General features: G+C 69.9%; 18 protein-coding genes. 17 read left to right on the forward strand and 1 reads right to left on the reverse strand.

Annotated features, from left to right (window positions below):
* Positions 1-152 precede the first annotated feature (152 nt).
* The 7 genes from RS82_RS04105 to ppk2 all read left to right on the forward strand — a co-directional run bounded on the left by RS82_RS04105 (position 153) and on the right by ppk2 (position 7,954).
* Positions 153-1,676 carry a mannitol dehydrogenase family protein gene (locus RS82_RS04105; RefSeq protein ID WP_045297102.1) on the forward strand — a complete coding sequence of 508 codons (1,524 nt, stop codon included), beginning with the start codon at positions 153-155 and terminating at the stop codon, positions 1,674-1,676.
* 29 nt (positions 1,677-1,705) lie between these two features.
* Entirely contained in the window at positions 1,706-2,710 is a 1,005-nt protein-coding gene (locus RS82_RS04110; RefSeq protein WP_045297103.1) for an L-idonate 5-dehydrogenase, read from the forward strand.
* A 43-nt stretch (positions 2,711-2,753) separates the two neighbouring features.
* Complete coding sequence (locus RS82_RS04115) at positions 2,754-4,154, forward strand: MFS transporter (RefSeq protein ID WP_045297105.1); 1,401 nt, start codon at positions 2,754-2,756, stop codon at positions 4,152-4,154.
* 77 nt (positions 4,155-4,231) lie between these two features.
* Positions 4,232-5,461 (forward strand): D-mannonate dehydratase ManD, encoded by a 1,230-nt coding sequence (gene manD, locus RS82_RS04120; protein WP_045297106.1) that lies wholly within the window; start codon positions 4,232-4,234, stop codon positions 5,459-5,461.
* Positions 5,451-6,110 carry a bifunctional 4-hydroxy-2-oxoglutarate aldolase/2-dehydro-3-deoxy-phosphogluconate aldolase gene (locus RS82_RS04125; protein ID WP_045297108.1) on the forward strand — a complete coding sequence of 220 codons (660 nt, stop codon included), beginning with the start codon at positions 5,451-5,453 and terminating at the stop codon, positions 6,108-6,110. The genes manD and RS82_RS04125 overlap by 11 nt, the downstream gene beginning before the upstream one ends.
* Positions 6,110-7,072 carry a sugar kinase gene (locus tag RS82_RS04130; protein WP_045297111.1) on the forward strand — a complete coding sequence of 321 codons (963 nt, stop codon included), beginning with the start codon at positions 6,110-6,112 and terminating at the stop codon, positions 7,070-7,072. Before RS82_RS04125 ends, RS82_RS04130 begins: the two co-directional genes overlap by 1 nt.
* A gap of 63 nt (positions 7,073-7,135) precedes the next feature.
* Complete coding sequence (gene ppk2, locus RS82_RS04135) at positions 7,136-7,954, forward strand: polyphosphate kinase 2 (protein WP_211255853.1); 819 nt, start codon at positions 7,136-7,138, stop codon at positions 7,952-7,954.
* Positions 7,955-7,959: 5 nt separating this feature from the next.
* On the opposite strand, the gene RS82_RS04140 is transcribed toward ppk2, so the two are convergent.
* On the reverse strand, positions 7,960-8,838 hold the full coding sequence (locus RS82_RS04140) for a PhzF family phenazine biosynthesis protein (RefSeq protein WP_045297113.1): 879 nt from the start codon (positions 8,836-8,838) through the stop codon (positions 7,960-7,962).
* 104 nt (positions 8,839-8,942) lie between these two features.
* Here RS82_RS04140 and RS82_RS04145 point away from each other — a divergent pair, with 104 nt between their 5' ends.
* The 10 genes from RS82_RS04145 to RS82_RS04190 all read left to right on the forward strand — a co-directional run bounded on the left by RS82_RS04145 (position 8,943) and on the right by RS82_RS04190 (position 20,671).
* Positions 8,943-9,692, forward strand: coding sequence for an ABC transporter permease (locus RS82_RS04145; RefSeq protein ID WP_045297115.1), 750 nt, complete (start codon positions 8,943-8,945; stop codon positions 9,690-9,692).
* Between the two features lie 103 nt (positions 9,693-9,795).
* Positions 9,796-10,842 carry a LacI family DNA-binding transcriptional regulator gene (locus RS82_RS04150; RefSeq protein ID WP_045297116.1) on the forward strand — a complete coding sequence of 349 codons (1,047 nt, stop codon included), beginning with the start codon at positions 9,796-9,798 and terminating at the stop codon, positions 10,840-10,842.
* A gap of 129 nt (positions 10,843-10,971) precedes the next feature.
* Positions 10,972-12,333 carry an ABC transporter substrate-binding protein gene (locus RS82_RS04155; protein ID WP_045297117.1) on the forward strand — a complete coding sequence of 454 codons (1,362 nt, stop codon included), beginning with the start codon at positions 10,972-10,974 and terminating at the stop codon, positions 12,331-12,333.
* 66 nt (positions 12,334-12,399) lie between these two features.
* A complete protein-coding gene (locus tag RS82_RS04160) occupies positions 12,400-13,434 on the forward strand; it encodes a carbohydrate ABC transporter permease (protein ID WP_052676686.1) in 1,035 nt (344 codons plus the stop codon).
* A complete protein-coding gene (locus RS82_RS04165) occupies positions 13,431-14,321 on the forward strand; it encodes a carbohydrate ABC transporter permease (protein WP_245619505.1) in 891 nt (296 codons plus the stop codon). The genes RS82_RS04160 and RS82_RS04165 overlap by 4 nt, the downstream gene beginning before the upstream one ends.
* Positions 14,318-15,055 carry a hypothetical protein gene (locus RS82_RS04170; protein ID WP_045297120.1) on the forward strand — a complete coding sequence of 246 codons (738 nt, stop codon included), beginning with the start codon at positions 14,318-14,320 and terminating at the stop codon, positions 15,053-15,055. The genes RS82_RS04165 and RS82_RS04170 overlap by 4 nt, the downstream gene beginning before the upstream one ends.
* A complete protein-coding gene (locus RS82_RS04175; protein WP_245619506.1) occupies positions 15,052-17,175 on the forward strand; it encodes a glycoside hydrolase family 36 protein in 2,124 nt (707 codons plus the stop codon). The genes RS82_RS04170 and RS82_RS04175 overlap by 4 nt, the downstream gene beginning before the upstream one ends.
* Positions 17,168-18,067, forward strand: coding sequence for a family 43 glycosylhydrolase (locus RS82_RS04180; protein ID WP_052676687.1), 900 nt, complete (start codon positions 17,168-17,170; stop codon positions 18,065-18,067). Before RS82_RS04175 ends, RS82_RS04180 begins: the two co-directional genes overlap by 8 nt.
* Entirely contained in the window at positions 18,064-19,065 is a 1,002-nt protein-coding gene (locus RS82_RS04185; RefSeq protein ID WP_045297121.1) for a hydroxyacid dehydrogenase, read from the forward strand. The genes RS82_RS04180 and RS82_RS04185 overlap by 4 nt, the downstream gene beginning before the upstream one ends.
* Positions 19,066-19,090: 25 nt before the next feature.
* The gene (locus RS82_RS04190; protein ID WP_045297123.1) at positions 19,091-20,671 is read left to right on the forward strand and encodes a glycoside hydrolase family 43 protein; all 1,581 of its coding nucleotides are present in this window, start codon (positions 19,091-19,093) and stop codon (positions 20,669-20,671) included.
* The last annotated feature ends 73 nt before the right edge of the window (positions 20,672-20,744 follow it).

The raw sequence follows: 20,744 nt of genomic DNA on the forward strand, positions 1-20,744 counted from the left end.
GATCTCGAGCCCAGCCAGCGTTCCCATCATGGCTCATGCCGATGTGATGCAACGCCTTGACAAACATTGTACAAACCCTGCACACTCTTTTCCATGACGATCACCGAGGATCCCTCGACTCGACGGACGAGCGCACACGCAGGAGCGACGGCATGACCGCCGCCCGGCTCGGCCGGAGCGTCGCCACGACGGTCGCCGTTGCCGACGCGCCGCGCTCGGCGGGAATCCTCCACCTCGGTCTCGGCAGCTTCCACCGCGCGCACCAGGCCGTCTACACCGCTGCTGCGCTCGCCGCAGGAAGCGGCGATGACTGGGGGATCGTGGGAGTCGCGTCGCGATCCCGCTCGGTCGTCGACGCGATGCGCGCGCAGGACATGCTCTACTCCGTCGCCGAGATCTCGCCGGCGGGAACCCGACTCGCCGTTCCCGCCGTCCACACCGACGCGTTCGTCGCCGCGGATGAGCCGGACCGGGTCGTGCGCGCCATCGCCGATCCGGCGATCCGCATCGTCACCCTCACCGTGACCGAGAACGGCTACAGCTACTCGCCCGCGACCGGCCACCTCGACGTCGCCTCCCCGGTCATCGCGGCCGACCTGCAAGGCGGCAGCCCGGCCTCGACGATCGGTCAGCTCGCACGCGGCATCCAGCGTCGGGCCGCGGCATCCGGTGCTCCTCTCACGGTGCTCAGCTGCGACAACCTGGCGGCGAACGGATCGCACACCCGCCGGCTCGTGCGCGAGTTCCTGCAGAGCCTCCCGGGAGCCGAAGGTGCCGAGGCGCTGGCGTTCCTCGACGAGCGCGTGTCGTTCCCGTCGAGCATGGTCGACCGCATCGTGCCGTCCACGACTCCCGAGCTGCGGGCCCGCGCGTCCGAGCTGCTGGGCGCGCGCGATGACATCCCCGTCCCCGCGGAACCCTTCACGATGTGGGCGATCGAGGACGACTTCCGCGCCGGCCGCCCGGCGTGGGAGGCCGGGGGAGCCGTGTTCACCGAGGAGGTCGGCCGGTACGAACAGATGAAGGTGCGGCTGCTCAACGGCACCCACTCGCTCATCGCCTACCTCGGCGCGCTCCGCGGGGTCGAGACCATCCCCGAGGCGATCGGCCTCGCGGACATCGACGCCGCCGCCCGGATCGTCCTCGCGGACGAGTACGCGCCGTCGATCGAGATGCCGTCGGGCGTCGACTTCGACGAGTACCGGCGCGAGCTGTTCGAGCGCTGGGGCAACACCGCGCTCGGCCACCGCACGACGCAGGTCGGCACCGATGGATCGGTGAAGCTGCGCCAGCGCATTCCCGAGCCCGCAGTGCTGGCCCTCGACAACGGCGCGATGCCGCACCTGATCGCGCTCACGGTCGCGTCGTACCTGTCGTGCCTCGCCCCGCTTCCGGGCTTCCAGCCGGGTCGGTTCGCCGATGCGATGACGGATGCCGCGCGCCCGCGTCTCGCCGAGGCCGCTGCGGGCGCGCGCAACGGCGCGGGCATCGCCGACGCCGCGATCTCGGGGCTGCAGCTGTTCGGCGAGGAGCTCGCGGGTCGTCCGGCATTCATCACCCGGGTCGGCGAGCTCATCGACACGATCACAGGCGGCGGCGTGGAGGCGGCGGTGGCCGACAGCGTGGCCGCCGCGCGGGCCGAAGCACCCGGCATCCGTCACGAGGTCTCGGCATGACCGCGGCACACCAGCAGGAAGGAGGCGCCATGAAGGCGCTCGCGATCCACGGCAAGGAAGACATCCGCTGGGAAGACCGCCCGCTTCCCGAGCCCGGTGAGGGCGAGGTGCGCCTGCGCGTCCGGTTCGTCGGCATCTGCGGGTCCGACCTGCACTACTACTTCCACGGCGTCAACGGTGAGTACGCGATCACGGAGCCGCTCACCCCGGGCCACGAGCTGTCGGCCGTGGTCGACCTCGACCCGTCCGGGCGACTGGAGCCCGGTACCCCGGTCACCGTGCATCCCGCCCGCTACGGCGCGCCGGTCCCGGGACTCGAGGACCACCCGCACCTGCGGCCCGGCGGCGACTACTTCGGCAGCGCCGCGACCACGCCGCATCGTCAGGGCGGTGCCGCGGAGTACCTCGTCGTCGAAGAGCACATGATCCGCGTGCTCCCCGAGACGCTCCCGCTCGAGCGGGCGGCGCTCGCCGAACCCCTCGCGGTGGCGCTGCACGCCGTGAACCTCGCCGGCGACATCACCGGCAAGCGCGTGCTCGTCATCGGCGCGGGGCCGATCGGGCTTCTCGTCGTCGCCGCGGCCGCGCACGCCGGTGCCGCGGTCGTCGGCGCGAGCGACGTGCGCACCGAGCCGCTCGCCCGCGCCGCAGCCCTCGGGGCGAGCGAGCTGGTGCTCGTCGGCCGCGACACGATCGCCGACGAATCGTACGACGTCGTGTTCGAGTGCTCCGGCGTCGCCGTCTCGCTGACGCAGTCGGTGCGTGCCGCGCGCCGCACCGGGACGATCGTGCAGGTCGGAATGCTCGCGAACGCCGAGATCGGCGTGAACCTGGCGCCGATGCTCGCGAAGGAGCTCACCCTGCGCGGGGCGTTCCGCTTCTCGACCGAGATCGACGACGCCGTGGCGATGCTCGCCGAATCCGACGCACTCGATGCCGTCGTCTCGCACACGATCGAGGCATCCCGCGCCGTCGAGGCGTTCACGGTCGCGCGCGACTCGTCCGCCTCGGCGAAGGTCCTGCTCGAACTCTGACTTCTCACCCCCTCACCGCTCACTCATCTACGAAGGAGTACTCATGAGCACCCCCCAGGTCCCCGGCGTCGACGCACCCGCGCCGCCGCCCACCGTCACCCGCTCGACGGGCGACCTCGTCCGCGCCGCCGTCTCCGGCTGGCTCGGCACCGCGCTGGAGTTCATGGACTTCCAGCTGTACTCGCTGGCCGCAGCCCTGGTTTTCAGCCAGTTGTTCTTCGCCGGCGAGGAGCCCGGCATGGCCGTCGTGCTCGCCATGGCCACCTACGGCGTCGGCTACCTCGCCCGGCCGCTCGGCGCGTGGTACTTCGGGCGCATGGGCGACAAGATCGGCCGCCGCAAGGTGCTCTTCTACACGATCCTGCTCATGGGCCTGGCGACCACGCTCATCGGCTTCCTTCCCACCTACGAGCAGGCCGGCCTCATCGCCCCGATCATGCTGGTGCTGCTGCGCCTCGCCCAGGGCTTCGGCGCCGGCGCGGAGATCTCGGGTGCGGGCGTCATGCTCGCCGAGTACGCGCCGGCCAAGCGCCGCGGCATCATCGCGTCGCTCGTCGCGCTCGGCACCAACTGCGGGACGCTCTTCGCCTCCGCGATCTGGGCGATCCTGCTGGCCGTGATGGTCGAAGAGGACGTCCTGGCCTGGGGCTGGCGCATCCCGTTCATCGCCTCCGCCGTGATCATGGTGTTCGCCGTCTGGGTGCGACTGAACCTCAAGGAGAGCCCGGTCTTCGAGGAGCGCACCGACGTCGTCGACGGTCAGGCGCTGTCGCGCGACGAGATGGTCGACCTTGCGACGCAGACCAACGACATCCGCACGCTCGAGTCGCTGAAGCGCAAGCCGATCAAGGCGACGCTCGTCTCGTTCTTCCTGCGTTTCGGGCAGGCCGGCAACTCGGGTCTCATCCAGACGTACCTGATCTCGTTCATCACGATCACCCTCGCGGTGCAGAAGGGTGTCGGCCCCGAGATCGTCATCGTCTCGTCGCTCATCGGTTTCGGGACCATCCCGTTCGTGGGCTGGCTCGGCGACAAGTTCGGCCGCCGCCGCATGTACATCGTCATGACGTCGCTCGCGCTGGTGCTCATCGTGCCGACGATGCTCGCGATCAACACGAAGGAGGTCGCCTGGATCTTCGTCGGCTACGTCGTGATCCACAACGTGGCCGTCCTGGGCCTCGCCTCGATGGAGAACATCGCCATCCCCGAGATCTTCGGTTCGCGCAACCGCTACACGCTCACGGCCATCGTGCGCGAGATCGCCGCGATCATCGCGACCGGCATCGGACCCGTGCTGGCCGCCGCCTGGGTGGCCGCGACCACGGGCAGCATCATGCCGGTGATCGTGCTCCTCGCGCTGTACACGCTGTCGGCGCTGATCGCGGCCATCGTCGCGCCCGAGTGGACCGGTCGCGATCTGACCGATCCGCGTCCCGCGATGTAGGCCGTCGGGCACCCGATCCGAACCCTGGTGCGGCCGCCGTCCGCGGCGGCCGCACCGACACTTCCTAGGAGACACAGATGGCGATCGAGAACGTCACCGTCAACATCACCAGCCCCGGTCGCAACTTCGTGACGCTCAAGATCGTGACCTCCGACGGCATCGTCGGGTGGGGCGACGCCACGCTGAACGGCCGCGAGCTGTCGGTCGCGTCGTACCTCAGCGACCACGTCGCCTCGACGCTCATCGGGCGCGACGAGGACCGCATCGAGGACACCTGGCAGTACCTCTACCGAGGCCCCTACTGGCGCCGCGGCCCCGTCACGATGGCGGCGATCGCCGCGGTCGACATGGCCCTGTGGGACATCAAGGCGAAGAAGGCCGGGATGCCGCTGTACCAGCTTCTCGGCGGTGCCAGCCGCTCGGGCATCCGTGTCTACGCTCACGCATCGGGCACGGACTACCAGGCTCTCGCGAACGCGATCACCGGGTACGAGGAGCTCGGCTACACCGCCGTGCGCGTGCAGACCGGGGTGCCCGGCCTCGGCCAGATCTACGGCGTCTCGTCGGCGGGCCCCGGTGTGCGCTACGACTACGAGCCGGCCAAGCGCGCCGTCGACGGCCGGCCGAGCGAGGAGACGTGGGACACCCGTACGTACCTCGCGCACATGCCCGACGTGTTCGCCAAGATCCGCGAGGACTTCGGCACCGGCCTGCGCATCCTGCACGACGGACATCACCGCATGTCGCCCATCGAGGCGGCGCGGTTCGCCAAAGACATCGAGCCCTACGACCTGTTCTGGCTCGAGGACTGCACGCCGGGAGAGGACCAGTCGGCGCTGCGTCTCGTGCGCCAGCACTCCACGACGCCGCTCGCCATCGGCGAGGTCTTCAACACCGTGTTCGACTACCAGACGCTCATCACCGAGCGCCTCATCGACTATGTGCGCTCGGCGGTGACGCACACGGGCGGCATCACGGCGATGAAGAAGCTGCTGGACTTCGCGGCGATCTACGGCATCAAGTCGGGCATCCACGGCCCCACCGACATCTCGCCGGTGGGCATGGCCGCCGCCCTGCACCTCGACCTCGCGATCCACAACTTCGGGATCCAGGAGTACATGCCGCACAACGAGCAGACGCTCGACGTGTTCCGCACGTCGTTCACGTTCGACCGCGGCTTCCTGCACCCGGGCGAAGCGCCCGGCCTCGGCGTCGAGCTCGACGAGGACGCCGCCGCGGCGTTCGAGTACACGAAGGCCTACCTGCCGGTGAACCGCCTGCTCGACGGGACCGTCCATGACTGGTGAGGCCGCCGCCCGTCGCCTCGCGCTCCCTGAGCGCACGGTCGGGTCCCGGGTCGTCGTGGTCGCGCGGGCTCAGCGGGCGGAGGATTACAACGCCGTTCTCGACGTGCTGCTCGAGGCCGGCATCCGCAGTGTCGAGCTCACCCTCACCACCCCAGGAACCTTCGACCGCCTCCCGCGACTGCTCGAGCGCTACGGCGATTCCGCCGACCTCGGCGTCGGCACGGTCACCGACACGGATCAGCTCGCACGGGCCGTCGACGCGGGCGCGCACTATGTGGTCACTCCGATCACCTCGACGGCGTTCGTCGCGCAGGCGACCGAAGCCGGCGTGCCCATCATCCCCGGTGGCCTCACCCCGACCGAGCTCTTCGCGTCCTGGTCGGCGGGCGCCTCCGCGGTGAAGATCTTTCCGGCAGGTGTGGTCGGGCCGTCGTACCTCAAGGACCTGCGGGGGCCGTTCCCCGACATCGTCGCGATGCCGTCCGGTGGCGTCGACCTCGACTCGGCCGGCGCCTGGCTCGCGGCCGGCGCGGTCGCGGTCAGCGTCGGCGGCCCGTTGCTCGGTGACGCCTTCCGAGGCGGCGACCTCGGGGCTCTGCGGGATCGCGCCGCCGCGTTCGTGGCGGTGGCCGCGCAGGAAGCGGCCTGATGGCTGACGCCCGCGACCCCCGCGTCGTCACCCTCGGCGAGACGATGGCGCTCGTGCGCGCCACCGAGGTCGGCTCACTCAGGCATGCGCCCGCGGTGGCGCTGGGCATCGGCGGCGCGGAGAGCAACGTCGCCATCGGCCTGCGCCGGCTCGGCGTCGACTCTTCGTGGCTCGGCCGCGTCGGCGACGACTCGCTCGGCGAGCGCGTGGTGCGCGAGATCCGCGCGGAGGGTGTCGACGTCCGCGCCGTGGTGGATTGCGGGGCCCCGACGGGGTTGATGGTGAAGGAGCGTCCGACCGCAGCATCCACCGCCGTCTTCTACTATCGCGCGGGTTCCGCAGGCTCGCGGCTGACGCCGGGGGACGTCACCGCTGGATGGATCGAAGAGGCCGACCTGCTGCACGTCTCGGGGATCACTGCCCTGATCTCGGAGTCGGGTCGCGCGACCCTCCACGCGGCCATCGACCGCGCCCGCGCCGCCGGCGTGCGCGTGAGCTTCGATGTCAACTACCGGTCGGCACTCGCGGACCCGGATGCTGCGGGGCCGAAGCTGCGGGCGCTCGCGGAACGGGCCGACGTCGTGTTCGGCGGCGCCGAGGAACTGGTGCTGATGTTCCCCGGCGACGATCCCGACGCGGCCGCGCGGCGGCTGCTCGATACGGGGTGCTCGCAGGTCGTTCTGAAGCTCGGAGCCGATGGCGCGACGGTGTTCCAGCCCGGAACCGTCGTCGAGGGGCCGGGCTTTCGGATCGACGCTGTCGACACCGTCGGCGCCGGGGACGCGTTCGTCGCCGGGTACCTGAGCGGCATGCTCGCCGGCCTCGAGGTCGCCGATACCCTCGGTCGCGCGAACACGTGCGGTGCGATGGCGTGCCTGACCCCGGGGGACTGGGAAGCCGGACCCTCGCTGCGCGACGTCGAGGCTTTCCAGCGCGGCGACGCGGATCCCGTGCGCCGCTGAGACCTCGCCGCGTGCGGGTCGCCGCAGGGCGTCCCGGCTCGGGTCTGGTGTACTGTCACCGAGATGAGCCCCTCGCGCCTGTCGAAGAAGATCTACGAGCAGGAGCTGCGGCGACTGCAGGCGCAGCTCGTCGACATGCAGGCCTGGGTTCAGGCATCCGGTGCGCGGATCGTCGTGATCTTCGAGGGACGGGATGCCGCTGGCAAGGGCTCGACGATCAAGCGGGTCGCGGAGTACCTGAACCCGCGGGTCACCCGCATCGTCGCCCTGCCGACGCCGACGGAGCGGGAGAAGACCCAGTGGTACTTCCAGCGCTACGTGCCGCACCTGCCGGCGGCGGGCGAGATCGTGCTCATGGACCGCTCGTGGTACAACCGCGCCGGCGTCGAGCACGTGATGGGTTACTGCACGAATGCGCAGTATCACCGCTTCCTCCACCAGGCGCCGATCTTCGAGCGCATGCTGGTGGAGGACGGAGTCGTCCTGCTCAAGTACTGGTTCAGCGTGTCTCCCGATGAGCAGGAGGCCCGATTCCGCTCACGCGCCGACGACCCGATGCGACGCTGGAAGCTGAGCCCGAACGACGCCCTCTCGATCACCCGGTGGGAGGACTACTCCCGCGCGAAAGACACCATGTTCGTGCACACCGACATCCCCGAGGCGCCGTGGTTCGAGGTGCCGTCGGTCGACAAGCGCCGCAGCCGGATCAACATGATCTCTCACCTGCTGGCGAGCATCCCCTACGAGCTCGTCCCGCGGGAGGAGGTCGAGATTCCGGTCCGCCCCGGCTCCCGGGGGTACGAGCGCCCGCCCCGCAACCTCGAGAACTACGTCCCCGACGTCGCCGCCGAGCTGGAGCGCGCGGCTCACCGCGGCGACTGAGCGGGTCAGAGGCGCAGCACGCCGTCGGCCACCACGAGCCCGCTGCCCGACAGGTCGACGCGGTCGCCGTCCACGGCGACGTCGAGGATGCTCGGCCTTCCCATCGCGTGGCCTTGGAGGATACGGATGCTGCCACCTCGCGCTTCTCCGTCGAGTGCGAGCAGCGCAGCGAGAGGTCCGGCGGCGGTGCCCGTGGCAGGGTCTTCGACGATGCCGACGGTGGGGTTGAAGAAGCGCGCGTACGCGTCGGCGCCGTCCGGGCCGCCCTCGGTGGTGAAGACGTAGCACCCCTCCGCACCCACCCCGGCGAGCAGGACCCGCAGTCGTGCCGGCTCCGGCGCCGCGGCGTCGACGTCCGCGCGCGTGCGCAGCCCGAGCATGAGGTGCTCGGCACCCGTCCAGACCACCTCGGCGGAGCGGTCGGCAAGGGCCGCCGGGGTGAGGCCGAGCGCCTCAGCGAAGCCCGTTGGCTCCGTCGTCGAGTGCAGGAACCGGGGCGCGGCCTGCCGCATCGTCACCCTCGACCGGCCGGCCTCGGGGCGGGCGATCCACACCGGCAGCACGTCGTCGCCGATCTGCTGGGCGAACTCGTGGCGGTCGGACGGCAGCACACCGGTGTCGGCGAGCCAGATCCACGCGCCCATCGCGTTGTGGCCGGCACCCAGCACCTCGACCCCGGCCGCGGTGAACGACCGCAGGCGGTGGTCGGCGCCCTCAGCCGACGGTGCGACGAGGAATGTCGTCTCGGACTGATTGAACTCCTGCGCGATCGCCCTCATCTCGCGCTCGCTCAGTCCGTCGGCACCGGGCACGAGCGCGAGCGGGTTTCCGGTCAGCGGAGTCTCGGCGAAGACGTCCACCCAGAAGAAGCGCAGCTCAGCCATGTCATCCATCCCCTCATGCGGCGTTCCGACACGACGAGCCTGGCAGAACCTCCCCACGCGTGTCCGCCCATCGGCGCTCGCCGCCCGGTCGATAGGCTCCGACCGTGAACGTGCCCGCCGACCTGGCCCCGACGCTCGTCGGGGTGCTGGTGCTCGCGGCCGTCACGACCGTCGTCCTCGCGGCGTTCCGCATCCCGAGCATGTGGGCACCGGTGGTGGCGATCCTGCGCGGGGCGGTGCAGCTCGCGGTGATCAGCGTCATCCTCACGGGCGTCATCGCGAACCCGGTGTGGATCGCTGTCGCGCTCGTCGTCATGTTCACCATCGCCACCTCCGTCGCGACGGGCCGCATCGGCTGGTCGACGCGCGGGTTCGCCGTGATGTCGTCATCGATGGCGGTCGGCGTCCTCGTCGCCGCGACCGTCGTGTTCGCGACCGGCGCGCTGGAGCTCACGTCGCGGTACGCCCTCGCCATCGGGGCGATCGTCATCGGCAACGCGATGAGCATCGCGACGCTCACGGGCCGCATGTTCACGACCGCGATCGTGGACCACTGGGACGAGGTGGAAGGCTGGCTCGCACTCGGAGCCACGCCGCGAGCCTCGACGCTGCTGCTCGCTCGCCGCGCCGTGCGCGATGCGCTCGTGCCGGCGATCGACCAGACGAAGACGACGGGGCTCGTCGTGCTGCCCGGCGCCTTCGTCGGTGCGATCTTCGGCGGTATCTCGCCGATCGAGGCCGGCCGGTTCCAGATCGTCGTGCTCGCCGCCATCATGGCCGCGGGCGCGATCACATCGGTGCTGGTCGCGACGTGGATGGGCCCGGTGCGCACCAAGCCCGCGCAGCCGGCGTGACGCGCGCCCCGTTCGCCGGTGGCTGTCCTCGGCGCCTGTCCGCCCCGAAAGTCATTGTTGGATAGCGTTATCTCGTCACGGTCGCCCGTGTGAGAGGAAGTCGATGCCGAAACCCGCCAAGCCCCCCACCCTCACCGACGTCGCACGCCTGGCGGGTGTGTCGGTGCCGGCGGCGTCGCGTGCGCTCAACGGCGGGGTGCGCGGCAAGAAGAGCGGGTCGCCGGAGCTGCGCGAACGCGTCGAAGAGGCGGCCCGCACACTCGGCTACGCCGTGAGCCCGGCGGCTCAGACCATCAAAGGCGGCCGGGCGCGCACAGTGGCGTTCATCGTGGGCGACATCGACGACTTCGGCTCGGCGACCATGATCTCGGGCATCATGCACGCCGCCGAGGAACGCGGCATCTCGGTCGCTGTGCGCACGACGCGCGACGACCCCACCCGAGAGCTCGCCCTCTTGACGCAGCTGCGCGGCGAGCGCCATCTCGCGGTGGTGATGGCGACGAGCCGGACGACGGATGCGGCGCGCGAGGCGGCGGTGAAGGAGCACCTCGCGGTGCTGCGGGACCACGGCGCGAAGATCGTCGTGATCGGCGACAACGAGCTCGGCTTCCCCACCGTGACCGTGGACAATCGGCACGCCGCTCGCCTGCTGGCGGAAGGACTGGTGGACGCCGGGCTCCGGCGGTTCGCACTCGTGTCCGGTCCTGCCGGTGAGATCACGGCGCTCGAGCGCGTCGGCGGTTTCGTCGAAGGGCTTGCACACCGGGGCATCGCCGTGGACGAGCGCGATATCGTGCACACCGACTTCTCTCGCGATGGGGGTCACCGAGCGGTGGACCAACTGCGTGAGCGGCTCGACGAGGTCGACGTCATCGCGGCCATGAGCGACGCGATGGCAGTCGGTGTGATCGCTCGCCTGCGCGAGTTCGGCGTACCGGTTCCCGACGGCATCGAGGTGACCGGATTCGACCACGTCCCCATGCTGGGGGATGTCCTGCCGGGGTTCAGCACGGTCGAGGTGCCGCTCGAGCAGTTCGGCGAAGCGGCGCTCGCCCTGGTGCTGGACGAGCATGCCGACGGCGTCGACACGGTCGGTCTGAGCGGCACGCCGATCATCCATGGCGAGGCGATCCCAGCCCTCGAACGCTGAGACCGGCGTGTGGGCTGCGGCATTCGATCGGGCCAGGAAAGCGTCTTCCTAAAGGAGTGGCAAACGTTGTCCACTTTGAGGTACTCTCTCGATGACGGAATCGTTCCGGCACGAATCAAGGGAGATCACATGCACGACGCAACGACGCGGGCAGGGGCGCAGCGGCGCCGTTCTGCCTGGCTCGCGGGCGCAGCGGGTGTCGCCGTCGCGGCTCTCGCGCTCACCGGCTGCACCAGCTCGGGAGGCGACGGCGATGACGCCGGCACCGCTCCGAAGACCACCATCCGCTTCCTCTACGCAACGGGCGACGAGACCTGGAACTCGGTCGTCGACGCGGTGGTCGAAGCCTTCAACGAGCAGAGCGAGACGACAACCGTTCAGCTCGACCCGCTGCCGGCGGGAAGCGACTATGCGACAGCGCTGAAGACGATGGATGCCACGGGCAACTGGCCGGCCGTCGTCGACATGCGGGACACCCTCACGTACATCAATGCCGGCAAGCTCGCGCCGATCCCCGAGTCGGTCACCGAGCTCATCGAGCCGGAGGCGGTCGGATCGGCCGAAGACGGCAACGTCTACACCGTGCCGTACAGCGCGCTCAACGGCGAGATCGGCCTGAACATCGTCTACAACAAGGATTACTTCGAAGAGAACGACCTCGAGGTCCCCGAGACGTACGACGACTTCACGGACCTCCTCGCGGACATCAAGGCCAACGGCGACGAGCCGCTGGCCACCGCGGCGGCCGAGGTCTGGCCCAGCGACCAGCTGTGGAAGCAGCTCGCCTCGCCGTATTTCGCCGAGTGGGGCGACGAGGGTGGGTTCTGGACGGCTGCTCAGAACGGCGATGCCACGATCGAAGACCTGCGCGAGCCGCTGCAGGAGCTCCTCGACATCACGAACGAGTACGTCCTCGAGGGCTGGCAGTCCACCGCGGATGCGCAGACCACGACGCTGCTGGTGAACGACATGGCCGTGATGGCGACGTCGTCCGCCGGCATCGGGCGCCTGAACGACATCAACAAGGTCGATCCGGACTTCAACGCCGGCCTGTTCATCGTCCCGGGTGAGGACGGCTCGATCAACGTGCTGAAGAACGCCGTCAACGGCGACACCGCCGGTGGCCTGGCCATCTCGTCGCAGGCCGCGGAGGACGACGACGAGTACGCATCGGCGACCGAGTTCCTCGAGTTCTTCTACCAGGTCGACACCGCCGACCTCATGGAGGCGAACGGCTGGCTCGCGCCGAACATCGTCGCGGCCGACGAGATCGAGCGCAACACCTCGATCCCCGGCGCCGAGGACTACTTCGCCCTGCTCGAGAGCCCGAACCTCGTCTGGTACGAGAACGTCTCCGACCTCTCGACGTTCAGCGCCTTCAACACCTTCTTCCGCCAAGCGCGGATCGAGATGCAGGACGGGCAGTCGTCGATCGACGACACCATCGCCAAAGTGCAGGCCGAGTTCGACAAGACGGTCGCCGCAGGCTGATCCACGCCGGATGTCGCGGTGCCCGGGTCGTGCCGGGCACCGCGACCAGGAGCCGAGGAGGTCTCCATGACAGATCAAAGTGCCTCGCAGGGGCAGACCCAGGTCGTGGGCGCCGCCGTCCGCCTCAGCGGCGGAGGTCCGCTCGACGGAGCGCCGGAGGGTGCCCCCGACGACGTGTCGTTCGTGCCGGTCGGGCCCGAACGCGAGCAGCGCCGCACCCGGCGGTTCCGCTCCGCGCGGTGGGTCATGCTGGGCTTCGTCGCTCCGGCGCTCGTCATCTACCTGCTCATGGTGATCGTGCCGTCGATCCAGTCCCTTCAGCTGAGCTTCACGAACTGGGACGGCATCAGCCCCGACTACGAGTACGTCGGCGCCCGCAACTACGAAGAGATCCTGACGAGCGGGCGGTTCTGGAACGCGGTCAAGAACACCTTGATCCTGGGGCTCGGCTCGGCCGTCATCATCAACGCGATCTCGCTCGGCGTCGCGCTCATGCTCGACAAAGTCGGTCGCTGGCAGGGCTTCTTCCGCACCGCCGTCTATCTGCCGGCACTGGTGAGCGGCTTCATCCTCGCGACCGTGTGGAAGTACCTCCTCAACTTCAACTTCGGCGCGGTGAACACGTTCCTGCGCGACGCCGGCTTCCCCGAGTGGGCTCGCGACTGGCTGGGCGACAGCTCGATCGTGGTGGGTGTCATCCTCTTCATCACGTGCTTCACGCTCGGCGGCAACACGACGCTCATCTACCTCGCGAATCTGCAGTCCGTGCCGCAGGAGCTCACCGAGGCGGCACGCATCGACGGAGCCAACAGCCGCCAGGTGTTCCGGCACGTCACGTGGCCGATGCTCGCCGGCGCCGTCACCGTCAACATGACCCTCGCGATGATCGCGGGCTGGACCATCTTCGATCAGGTCATGGTCCTCACCGCCGGCGGGCCAGGGTTCGTCAGCGAGACGATGGCGTTCTTCATCTACAAGGTCGGGTTCGGCGAGTACCGCGCGGGCTTCGGCAGCGCCGCCGCCATCGTGCTGTTCCTCGTGGTGATCGTCAGCACCGTCGCGGCGAACGCCTACATGCGCAAGAGGGAGATCCAGGCATGAGCACCGAAACCGAACTGCTCGTCGCCCCGGCGCCCAAGCCGCGCCGGCCACGGACGACGCCGAAGAAGCTCACCGCGGGCCAGATCGTCGTCATGGCCGTGCTCGCCGTGCTCGTGCTGATCGTGGCGAGCCCCGTGGTCTACGCGTTCCTGAACTCGTTCCGGTCGTACGCCGAGATCACGGTGGACCCGATGGGCCTGCCCACACAGTTCACGCTCGACAACTACATCCAGCTGTTCCAGCAGACGGACTACGGCGAGGCGCTCCTCAACACCCTCATCATCACCGTCGCCACCGTCGTGCTTCTGGTCGCGATCGTGCCCATGGCCGCCTACGGCATCGAACGGATCGGTGGACGAACCTCGCGGTTCCTCTACATCCTGTTCATCGCGGGTCTGATGATCCCGTTCCAGGTGCGCATGATCCCGCTCGTGAAGGGCTTCGACGATGTCGGGCTGTACAGCACGCTCACGAGCGTCATCCTGGTCCACCTCGGCGGGGCGGCGAGCTTCGGCATCCTGCTGTACTGCAGCTTCATCAAGGGCATCCCGATCGAGGTGGAGGAGGCAGCGCACGTCGACGGCGCCGGCCGACTGCGGACGTTCTGGTCGATCGTCTTCCCCATGCTGCTTCCGGTGACCTCGGCATTCGTGATCATTCAGGCGCTCGGGCTGTGGAACGACTTCTTCATCCCGCTGGTGTTCCTCGACTCGTCGTCGGCGGGCACGATCAACGTCGCCATCAACCGGATGGTGGGCCTGCTCACGTCGCAGTGGCAGCTGATCTACACCGGCGCGATCCTCGCCATCATCCCCTCGGTCGCGATCTTCGCGGCGTTCCAGCGCTACTTCATCAAGGGCATGTCGGTGGGGGCGGTGAAGGGATGACCGTGTCGAACACGTCGTCGCGCACGGCCGGCGTCGCCGCTCGGATGCGGGCGATCCTCGCACTCGACAGTCCCGTCGCCGGGACGGCCCTCGCGATCTTCCAGTACTTCGTGGTGTCGGTGTCGTTCCTCGGATGCCTCGGCCCGGCGCTCGTGTTCACAGCGCTGGTCGGCTGGCAGTCGACGCATCTGGCGATCTGGCTGGGAGCGGCCGCCCTCCTGCCTCTCGCGCCCGCGACGTACGCGCTGCTGCGGAGCACACGACGCCTGCTCGCCGAGCGTGGCGAGGCACGGGCCGGCCGTCTGTTCTGGAGCTCTTTCGCGAGCGGATGCCGCACCCTGGCCTGGGTCGCGATCGCAGCGAGCGCGGTGGTGCTGCTGCTCGCGTACGATTTCGCGCTGTTCGGCCGCTCCGACGCCATGCTGCTGTTCGTCGCGGCATCCGGCGCGGGATCACTGGCCTTCTTCATCGCCGTGTCAGTGCTTGCTGCCGCCGCGAAAGACGTACCGGGCGCTGTCGCGCTGGCGACCGCGGCGGCCACGGTCATCGCCCGCCGGCCGCACGTGGTCCTCAGCTGGCTGCTGCTGACCGGCTCCGGCGCCGCAGCGCTCGCGCTGCCGGTCGTCGGACCGCCGCTCGCCCTGTTCCTGCCCGCGCTCCTGGGCGTCGGCATCCACGTCTGCAACGACGCGCTGCGTCTTCCCCTGATCGACGAGACGAGACACACTCCGTGACCGAAGCCGCATCCTCCACCATCGCCGCGACCCTCACCGCGAACCGGGAATCCGCGCCCACTGACTTCCGCGCCCAGGTCGGCGCGTTCGAGCTGCGTTGGTCGGCCGATGCACCGGCCTCGCTGAGTGTCCCGACGTCGACGCACGCGGGCCGCCCAGGCGTCGGACTCGTCCAGGTGTTCACCGCCGTCGAGCAGCGCGCCCGCACGAGCCAGGCGTACTGGCGTTCGGCGCTGGGCGAGCGCCTGCGTGTGCAGGGCTCGGACGTCACGACCGACGCGGAGGCCTCGCGCGCCGTCCTCGTGCAGACGGATGCGGTCAGCGGGATCGAGGTGCGCACGACGGTCACCGCCCCGGTGGGCACGAGGGCCGTCCACGTCGAGCACGACGTGCGCAACGCCGGGCGCGACACGGTCCTGCTGACCGCGGTGTCGTCGGCGACGATCGGCTTCGGCCGGTCGCAGGACGACCTGGACGACGTCGTGTGGGGCACCGCGGCGAGCGAATGGCTCGCCGAGAACCGTTGGGGCGAGACGTCGTTGCGGACGTTGCTTCCCGACATCTCGCTGTCGTTGCATGGGCAGGATGCGCGCGGCCACGCGGCGATCACCAGCCACGGCGCCTGGTCCAGCGGCGAACATGTGCCGTGCGGCTACCTCACACGCGGAGATGGTGAGGCGCTGGCATGGCAGATCGAGACGAGCGCCGGGTGGCACGCCGATCTCAGCCAGACGCGCGAGGGGGGAGTGCTCTCGCTGCTCGGCCCGACCGACCTCGAGCACCAGTTCGCGCACGAGCTCCTGCCGGGCGAGACCTTCACCGTCGTGCCCGTCGCGATCACGGCATCGCCCTCCGCCCGCGACGGTGCGATCGCCGAGCTGACCCGCTACCGGCGGTGGCTGCGCGGCCCGGCGCGCGACCAGGCGCTCCCGGTCGTCTACAACGACTTCATGAACACGCTCATGGGACAGCCGACGACCGAGCAGCTCCTGCCGCTCATCCGGCGCGCGGCCGATGCGGGTGTCGAGGTGTTCTGCATCGATGCGGGCTGGTTCGCCGATCCTGCCATCGGTGACTGGTGGTCGACGGTCGGCGAGTGGCGCGAGGCGTCCGCCCGGTTCGCGGAGGGGGGCCTGCGTCGCGTGATCGACGAGATCCGCGCACTCGGCATGGAGGCAGGGCTCTGGCTCGAGCCGGAGGTTGTCGGCATCGACAGCCCGGCCGCGGCGCAGCTGCCCGACGAGGCGTTCTTCCAGCGGTTCGGTCGACGGGTGCAGGAGGATCGCCGCTACCACCTCGACTTCCGGCATCCGGCCGCTCGCGGGCATCTCGACGCGACCGTCGATCATCTCGTCGCGGAGTACGGCATCAGCTATCTCAAGCTGGACTACAACATCAATCCCGGCGCCGGCACCGACCATCACGCGACGACCGCGGCGGACGGACTGCTGGCGCATACCCGCGCGTTCCGCGACTGGCTGGAGCGCGTGCAGCAGCGGCACACCTCCCTGCGCCTCGAGAACTGCAGCTCGGGGGCGATGCGCGCCGACTACGCGCTGCTCGCGGTGACCCATCTGCAGTCGACGAGCGACCAGCAGGACTTCCGGCTCTACCCGCCTGTTGCCGCGTCCGCGCCCGTGTCAATCCTTCCGGAGCAGTGCGGCAATTGGGCGTACCCGGCGCGCGCCATGAGCGACGAAGAGACGGTGTTCACGCTCGTCAGCGGATTGAGCGGGCGGCTGTACCTGTCGGGCTTCCTCGATGAGCTGCGTCCTGCGCAGAGGGCGCGCATCGCCGAGGCGGTGGCGCTTCACAAGGGTCTGCGCGAGCACCTCGCCGACGCGGTGCCGTTCTGGCCTCTGGGGCTGCCCGCGTGGGATGCGGTGACCGTATGCCTCGGGCTGCATACGACGGACGGGGACCTGCTGTTCGTGTGGGATCGGGATGCTGCGCCCGCCGCATTCGAGCTGCCCGGCGTGCACGGCGAGGTTGAGGTGCTCTTCCCCGCCGCCGACTCGGTGGACCGTCGCGAATGGCGGCTGCAGTCCGCCGAAGGCGGCCTTTCATTGGCGACGCCGGCGGGGCTCGGCGCCCGCGTGCTCCGGGTGCGCCGTGGCTGAGCCTGCGGAGATCCGGCCCGGCCGCACGTTCACCGACGACCGAGGACGCACCGCGCAGCTGCACGGCATCGGTCTGCACCGCGTCGGCGACCGCTGGTACGCGTGGGGTGAGGACAAGACGGCCGGCGACCGGTTCACGGCCGTCGCATGCTACTCCTCGCCGGACTTGGCCACATGGAGGTTCGAGGGCGACGCCCTCACCCCGGGCGACGGCGACATCGGCGCGGACCGCATCGTCGAGCGCCCGAAGGTGCTGCAGCGGCCTGACGGACGGTGGGTGATGCTCCTGCACATCGACACCGACGACTACGCGTACGCCCGGGTGGGGTACGCGATCGCCGATCGCCCAGAGGGGCCGTACGAGTACGTCCGCAGCGAGCGGCCGCTCGGCAACCTCAGCCGCGACATCGGCGTGTTCCACGACGACGGCGTCGGCTACCTGTTGTCGGAGGACCGCGATCACGGCCTCCACATCTATCGCCTGCGCGACGACCATCTCGGTGTCGACAGCATCGTGGCGACTCTGCGGCAGCAGGCGAACCCCGCCATCGGCTACGAGTCGCCGACGCTCGTGCACCGCGACGGCCGCTACTGGCTCTTCGGTTCCGACCTCACCGGGTGGAGCATGAACGACAACATGTACACGAGCGCAGCGAGCCTGTCGGGGCCATGGGAGGACTGGCGCCCGATCGCCCCGCACGCCACGAACACCTTCGAGTCCCAGGTGAGTGTCGTCGCCTCCGTCGGCGACGGGTTCGTCTACATCGGCGACCGCTGGACGCCCGACGACCTTGCAGAGTCCGCCGCGGTCTGGCTCCCGCTTCGCATCGACGACGGGCAGGTGCGCCTCGAGTGGCGCGACGCCTGGAGCATCGAGGAGCTGGGCGCATGAAGGCCGCGCTGCTGATGGACCCCACCCTGGTGCCGTTCGTCTTCGGCGAGCAGGAGGCGCTGCGCCTGGCCGAGATCCTCGACATCGACATGACGGATGCCGCGACCTGCCTCGACGAGCTTCGCGACGCCGCCCACCTCGAGCTGCTCCTCACCGGCTGGGGCGTGGTGCGACTCGGCGCGGAGCAGCTCGACGCGCTGCCGGCACTGCGCGCCGTCGTGCACTGGGGCGGGGGGATCGGATTCCTGGACGAGGCCGCGTCGGCGCGCGGCATCCGTGTCTCGACCGCCCGCGCCGCCAACGCGATCCCCGTGGCGGAGTTCACCCAGGCGATGATCACGCTCGCTGCCAAGGACGCGTTCTGGCTCTCGCGCCGCTACGGGGCCGAGCAGCGGTTCGTCCCCCGTGAAGTGGCCGCCCCGCGGGCCGGCCTGTATCGCACCACCATCGGAATCGTCGGCGCTTCGGCGATCGGCACGCTCGTGATCGAGAAACTCGCCGCGAGCGACGTAAGCGTGCTGTTGTACGACCCGTACGCCACGCCGGCGACCGCAGCGGCGCTCGGCGTCGAGCTCGTCGACGGACTCGGCGAGCTCGCGCGGCGCAGCGACATCCTCTCGATCCACGCCCCGGAGACGTCCGCGACCATCGGGATGATCTCGCGCGATGTGCTCGCGGCGCTGCGCGACGGCGCCACGGTGATCAACACCGCACGGGGCGCGCTCATCGACCAGGACGCGCTGGTCACCGAACTGCGGGCCGGCCGGCTGCGGGCAGTGCTCGACGTGACCGAGCCCGATGTGCTCGAGCCTGGGCACCCGTTGTACTCGCTGCCCAACGTGTTCCTCACGCCGCACCTGGCCGGCTCGATGGGCGTCGAGCTGCGACGCCTCGGCGAGGCGGCGACCGCCGAGGTCGAACGGTTCGTCGCGGGCGAGCCGTTCGCCCACCCCGCTCCGCCCACCACGTCGTCGCCGACGCCCGCACCCCCGTCCTGAGTCCTCGCGAGGAGCACCCGTTCTCATGGCCGTGATCCACAACCCCGTGCTGCGGGGATTCAACCCCGACCCGTCGATCCTCCGTGTGGGCGACGACTACTACATCGCGACGAGCACGTTCGAGTTCCACCCTGCCGTCCGGCTGCATCACTCGACCGACCTCGCCACCTGGTCCACGATCGGGCACGCGCTCGACGACGGCTTCGACCTGCGGGGCATCCCCGACTCCGGCGGAGTGTGGGCGCCGAGCCTGTCGTACGCCGAGGGCAAGTTCTGGCTCGCCTACTCGATCGTCCGCACGATGGACGGCGACGACAAGGACATCGACAACTATCTCGTGACCGCCGATGCCGTGACGGGGCCGTGGAGCGCGCCGGTCCATCTCGGCTCGCGAGGCTTCGACTTCTCGTTCTTCCACGACCCGGACGGCACTCATTGGATCGTCGGCGTGCAGTGGGACCAGCGCCCCGAGCATCCGTCGTTCTCGGGGCTCGTCATCGAGCAGTACCTGCCTGACGAGCGCCGCACGACGGGCGACGCCACGGTCATCCACCGCGAAGACGGGCTCGTCGAGGGACCGAACCTGTATCGCCTCGGCGACTGGTACTACCTGCTCATCGCGGCGGGTGGCACCGGCTGGAACCACGGCATCACGCTCGCACGCTCGCGTAATCTGCTCGGGCCGTACGAGCGCGACGCGCGCGAGGCCGTGCTGACGACGCGAGATGCGCCGGGGCATCCGCTGCAGAAGGCCGGTCACGGTGAACTCGTGCAGACTCCGGACGGCGACTGGCTGCTCGTGCACCTGGCGAGCCGCCCGACGCTGCACCTTGGCGAGCGCTACAGCACGCTCGGGCGCGAAACGTGCCTGCAGCGGGTCGAGTTCGACGCCGACGGCTGGCTGCGGCTGGCCGACGGCGGGCATCACGCGGCGGTCGAGGTGGTGCTCGGCTCCCCGCCGGACGACGGCAGGGATGACTCTCCCGGCGCTCGCGAGTGGATCGACGAGTTCGACGGGGCCGCGCTCGACTCGCGACGCTGGACGACTCTACGCGCGCCGCTGCCGCACGACGTGGCCGACCTCACGGCGCGCCCCGGATGGCTGAGGCTGCGGGGCGGGCACTCCACCGCCTCCGTGTTCGATCAATCCATGCTCCTCACCCGCGTCGAGGAGCACCGCGCCGAGTTCGAGGTCGTCGTCGACGCCGAGCCCCGCTCACCGCGGGAGGCTGCCGGGCCCATCGCCTGGTACGACAGGTCGGGCTGGATCTGGCTGCAGGTCACGCACGATCGGGATGACGGCCGCCAGCTGCGCGTCGTGCGGCGCGATGGCTCGACCACGACGCGATCGGCTGCTGTGGCGGTGCCGGACGGCCCGCTGAGGCTGCGGACCGTGCTGGACGGGCCGGATCTCCGATTCGCCTGGGCCGGTGTCGGAGAGGAGTGGACGGCCTTTCCCGGCGTGCATCCGGCGTGGACGCTGTCGGACGACCACGGCCCGCGCCTGCGGTTCACGGGACTCTTCTTCGGCGTACGCGCCGATGACCTCGACGGGCGCGGCTGGACCGCCGACATCGCGTCCGCGCGCCTGCGCTTCATACCGTGAACCGTTCCTGATCAGGGGTTGACGCGACTCCCGTCCTTGTGACATTCGTTAAGTGGCAAACGCTATCCATCCG

This window comes from Microbacterium trichothecenolyticum (assembly GCF_000956465.1).
Lineage (GTDB): Bacteria > Actinomycetota > Actinomycetes > Actinomycetales > Microbacteriaceae > Microbacterium > Microbacterium trichothecenolyticum.

What these genes read in the sequence shown, in the direction of transcription:
- RS82_RS04155 (WP_045297117.1), top strand. Translation starts at nt 10,972, where the DNA reads ATGCACGACGCAACGACGCGGGCAGGGGCGCAGCGGCGCCGTTCTGCC.
- RS82_RS04130 (WP_045297111.1), top strand. Translation starts at nt 6,110, where the DNA reads ATGGCTGACGCCCGCGACCCCCGCGTCGTCACCCTCGGCGAGACGATG.
- manD (WP_045297106.1), top strand. Translation starts at nt 4,232, where the DNA reads ATGGCGATCGAGAACGTCACCGTCAACATCACCAGCCCCGGTCGCAAC.
- RS82_RS04115 (WP_045297105.1), top strand. Translation starts at nt 2,754, where the DNA reads ATGAGCACCCCCCAGGTCCCCGGCGTCGACGCACCCGCGCCGCCGCCC.
- RS82_RS04160 (WP_052676686.1), top strand. Translation starts at nt 12,400, where the DNA reads ATGACAGATCAAAGTGCCTCGCAGGGGCAGACCCAGGTCGTGGGCGCC.
- RS82_RS04150 (WP_045297116.1), top strand. Translation starts at nt 9,796, where the DNA reads ATGCCGAAACCCGCCAAGCCCCCCACCCTCACCGACGTCGCACGCCTG.
- RS82_RS04185 (WP_045297121.1), top strand. Translation starts at nt 18,064, where the DNA reads ATGAAGGCCGCGCTGCTGATGGACCCCACCCTGGTGCCGTTCGTCTTC.
- RS82_RS04165 (WP_245619505.1), top strand. Translation starts at nt 13,431, where the DNA reads ATGAGCACCGAAACCGAACTGCTCGTCGCCCCGGCGCCCAAGCCGCGC.
- RS82_RS04170 (WP_045297120.1), top strand. Translation starts at nt 14,318, where the DNA reads ATGACCGTGTCGAACACGTCGTCGCGCACGGCCGGCGTCGCCGCTCGG.
- RS82_RS04125 (WP_045297108.1), top strand. Translation starts at nt 5,451, where the DNA reads ATGACTGGTGAGGCCGCCGCCCGTCGCCTCGCGCTCCCTGAGCGCACG.
- ppk2 (WP_211255853.1), top strand. Translation starts at nt 7,136, where the DNA reads ATGAGCCCCTCGCGCCTGTCGAAGAAGATCTACGAGCAGGAGCTGCGG.
- RS82_RS04140 (WP_045297113.1), bottom strand. Translation starts at nt 8,838, where the DNA reads ATGGCTGAGCTGCGCTTCTTCTGGGTGGACGTCTTCGCCGAGACTCCG.
- RS82_RS04190 (WP_045297123.1), top strand. Translation starts at nt 19,091, where the DNA reads ATGGCCGTGATCCACAACCCCGTGCTGCGGGGATTCAACCCCGACCCG.
- RS82_RS04110 (WP_045297103.1), top strand. Translation starts at nt 1,706, where the DNA reads ATGAAGGCGCTCGCGATCCACGGCAAGGAAGACATCCGCTGGGAAGAC.
- RS82_RS04105 (WP_045297102.1), top strand. Translation starts at nt 153, where the DNA reads ATGACCGCCGCCCGGCTCGGCCGGAGCGTCGCCACGACGGTCGCCGTT.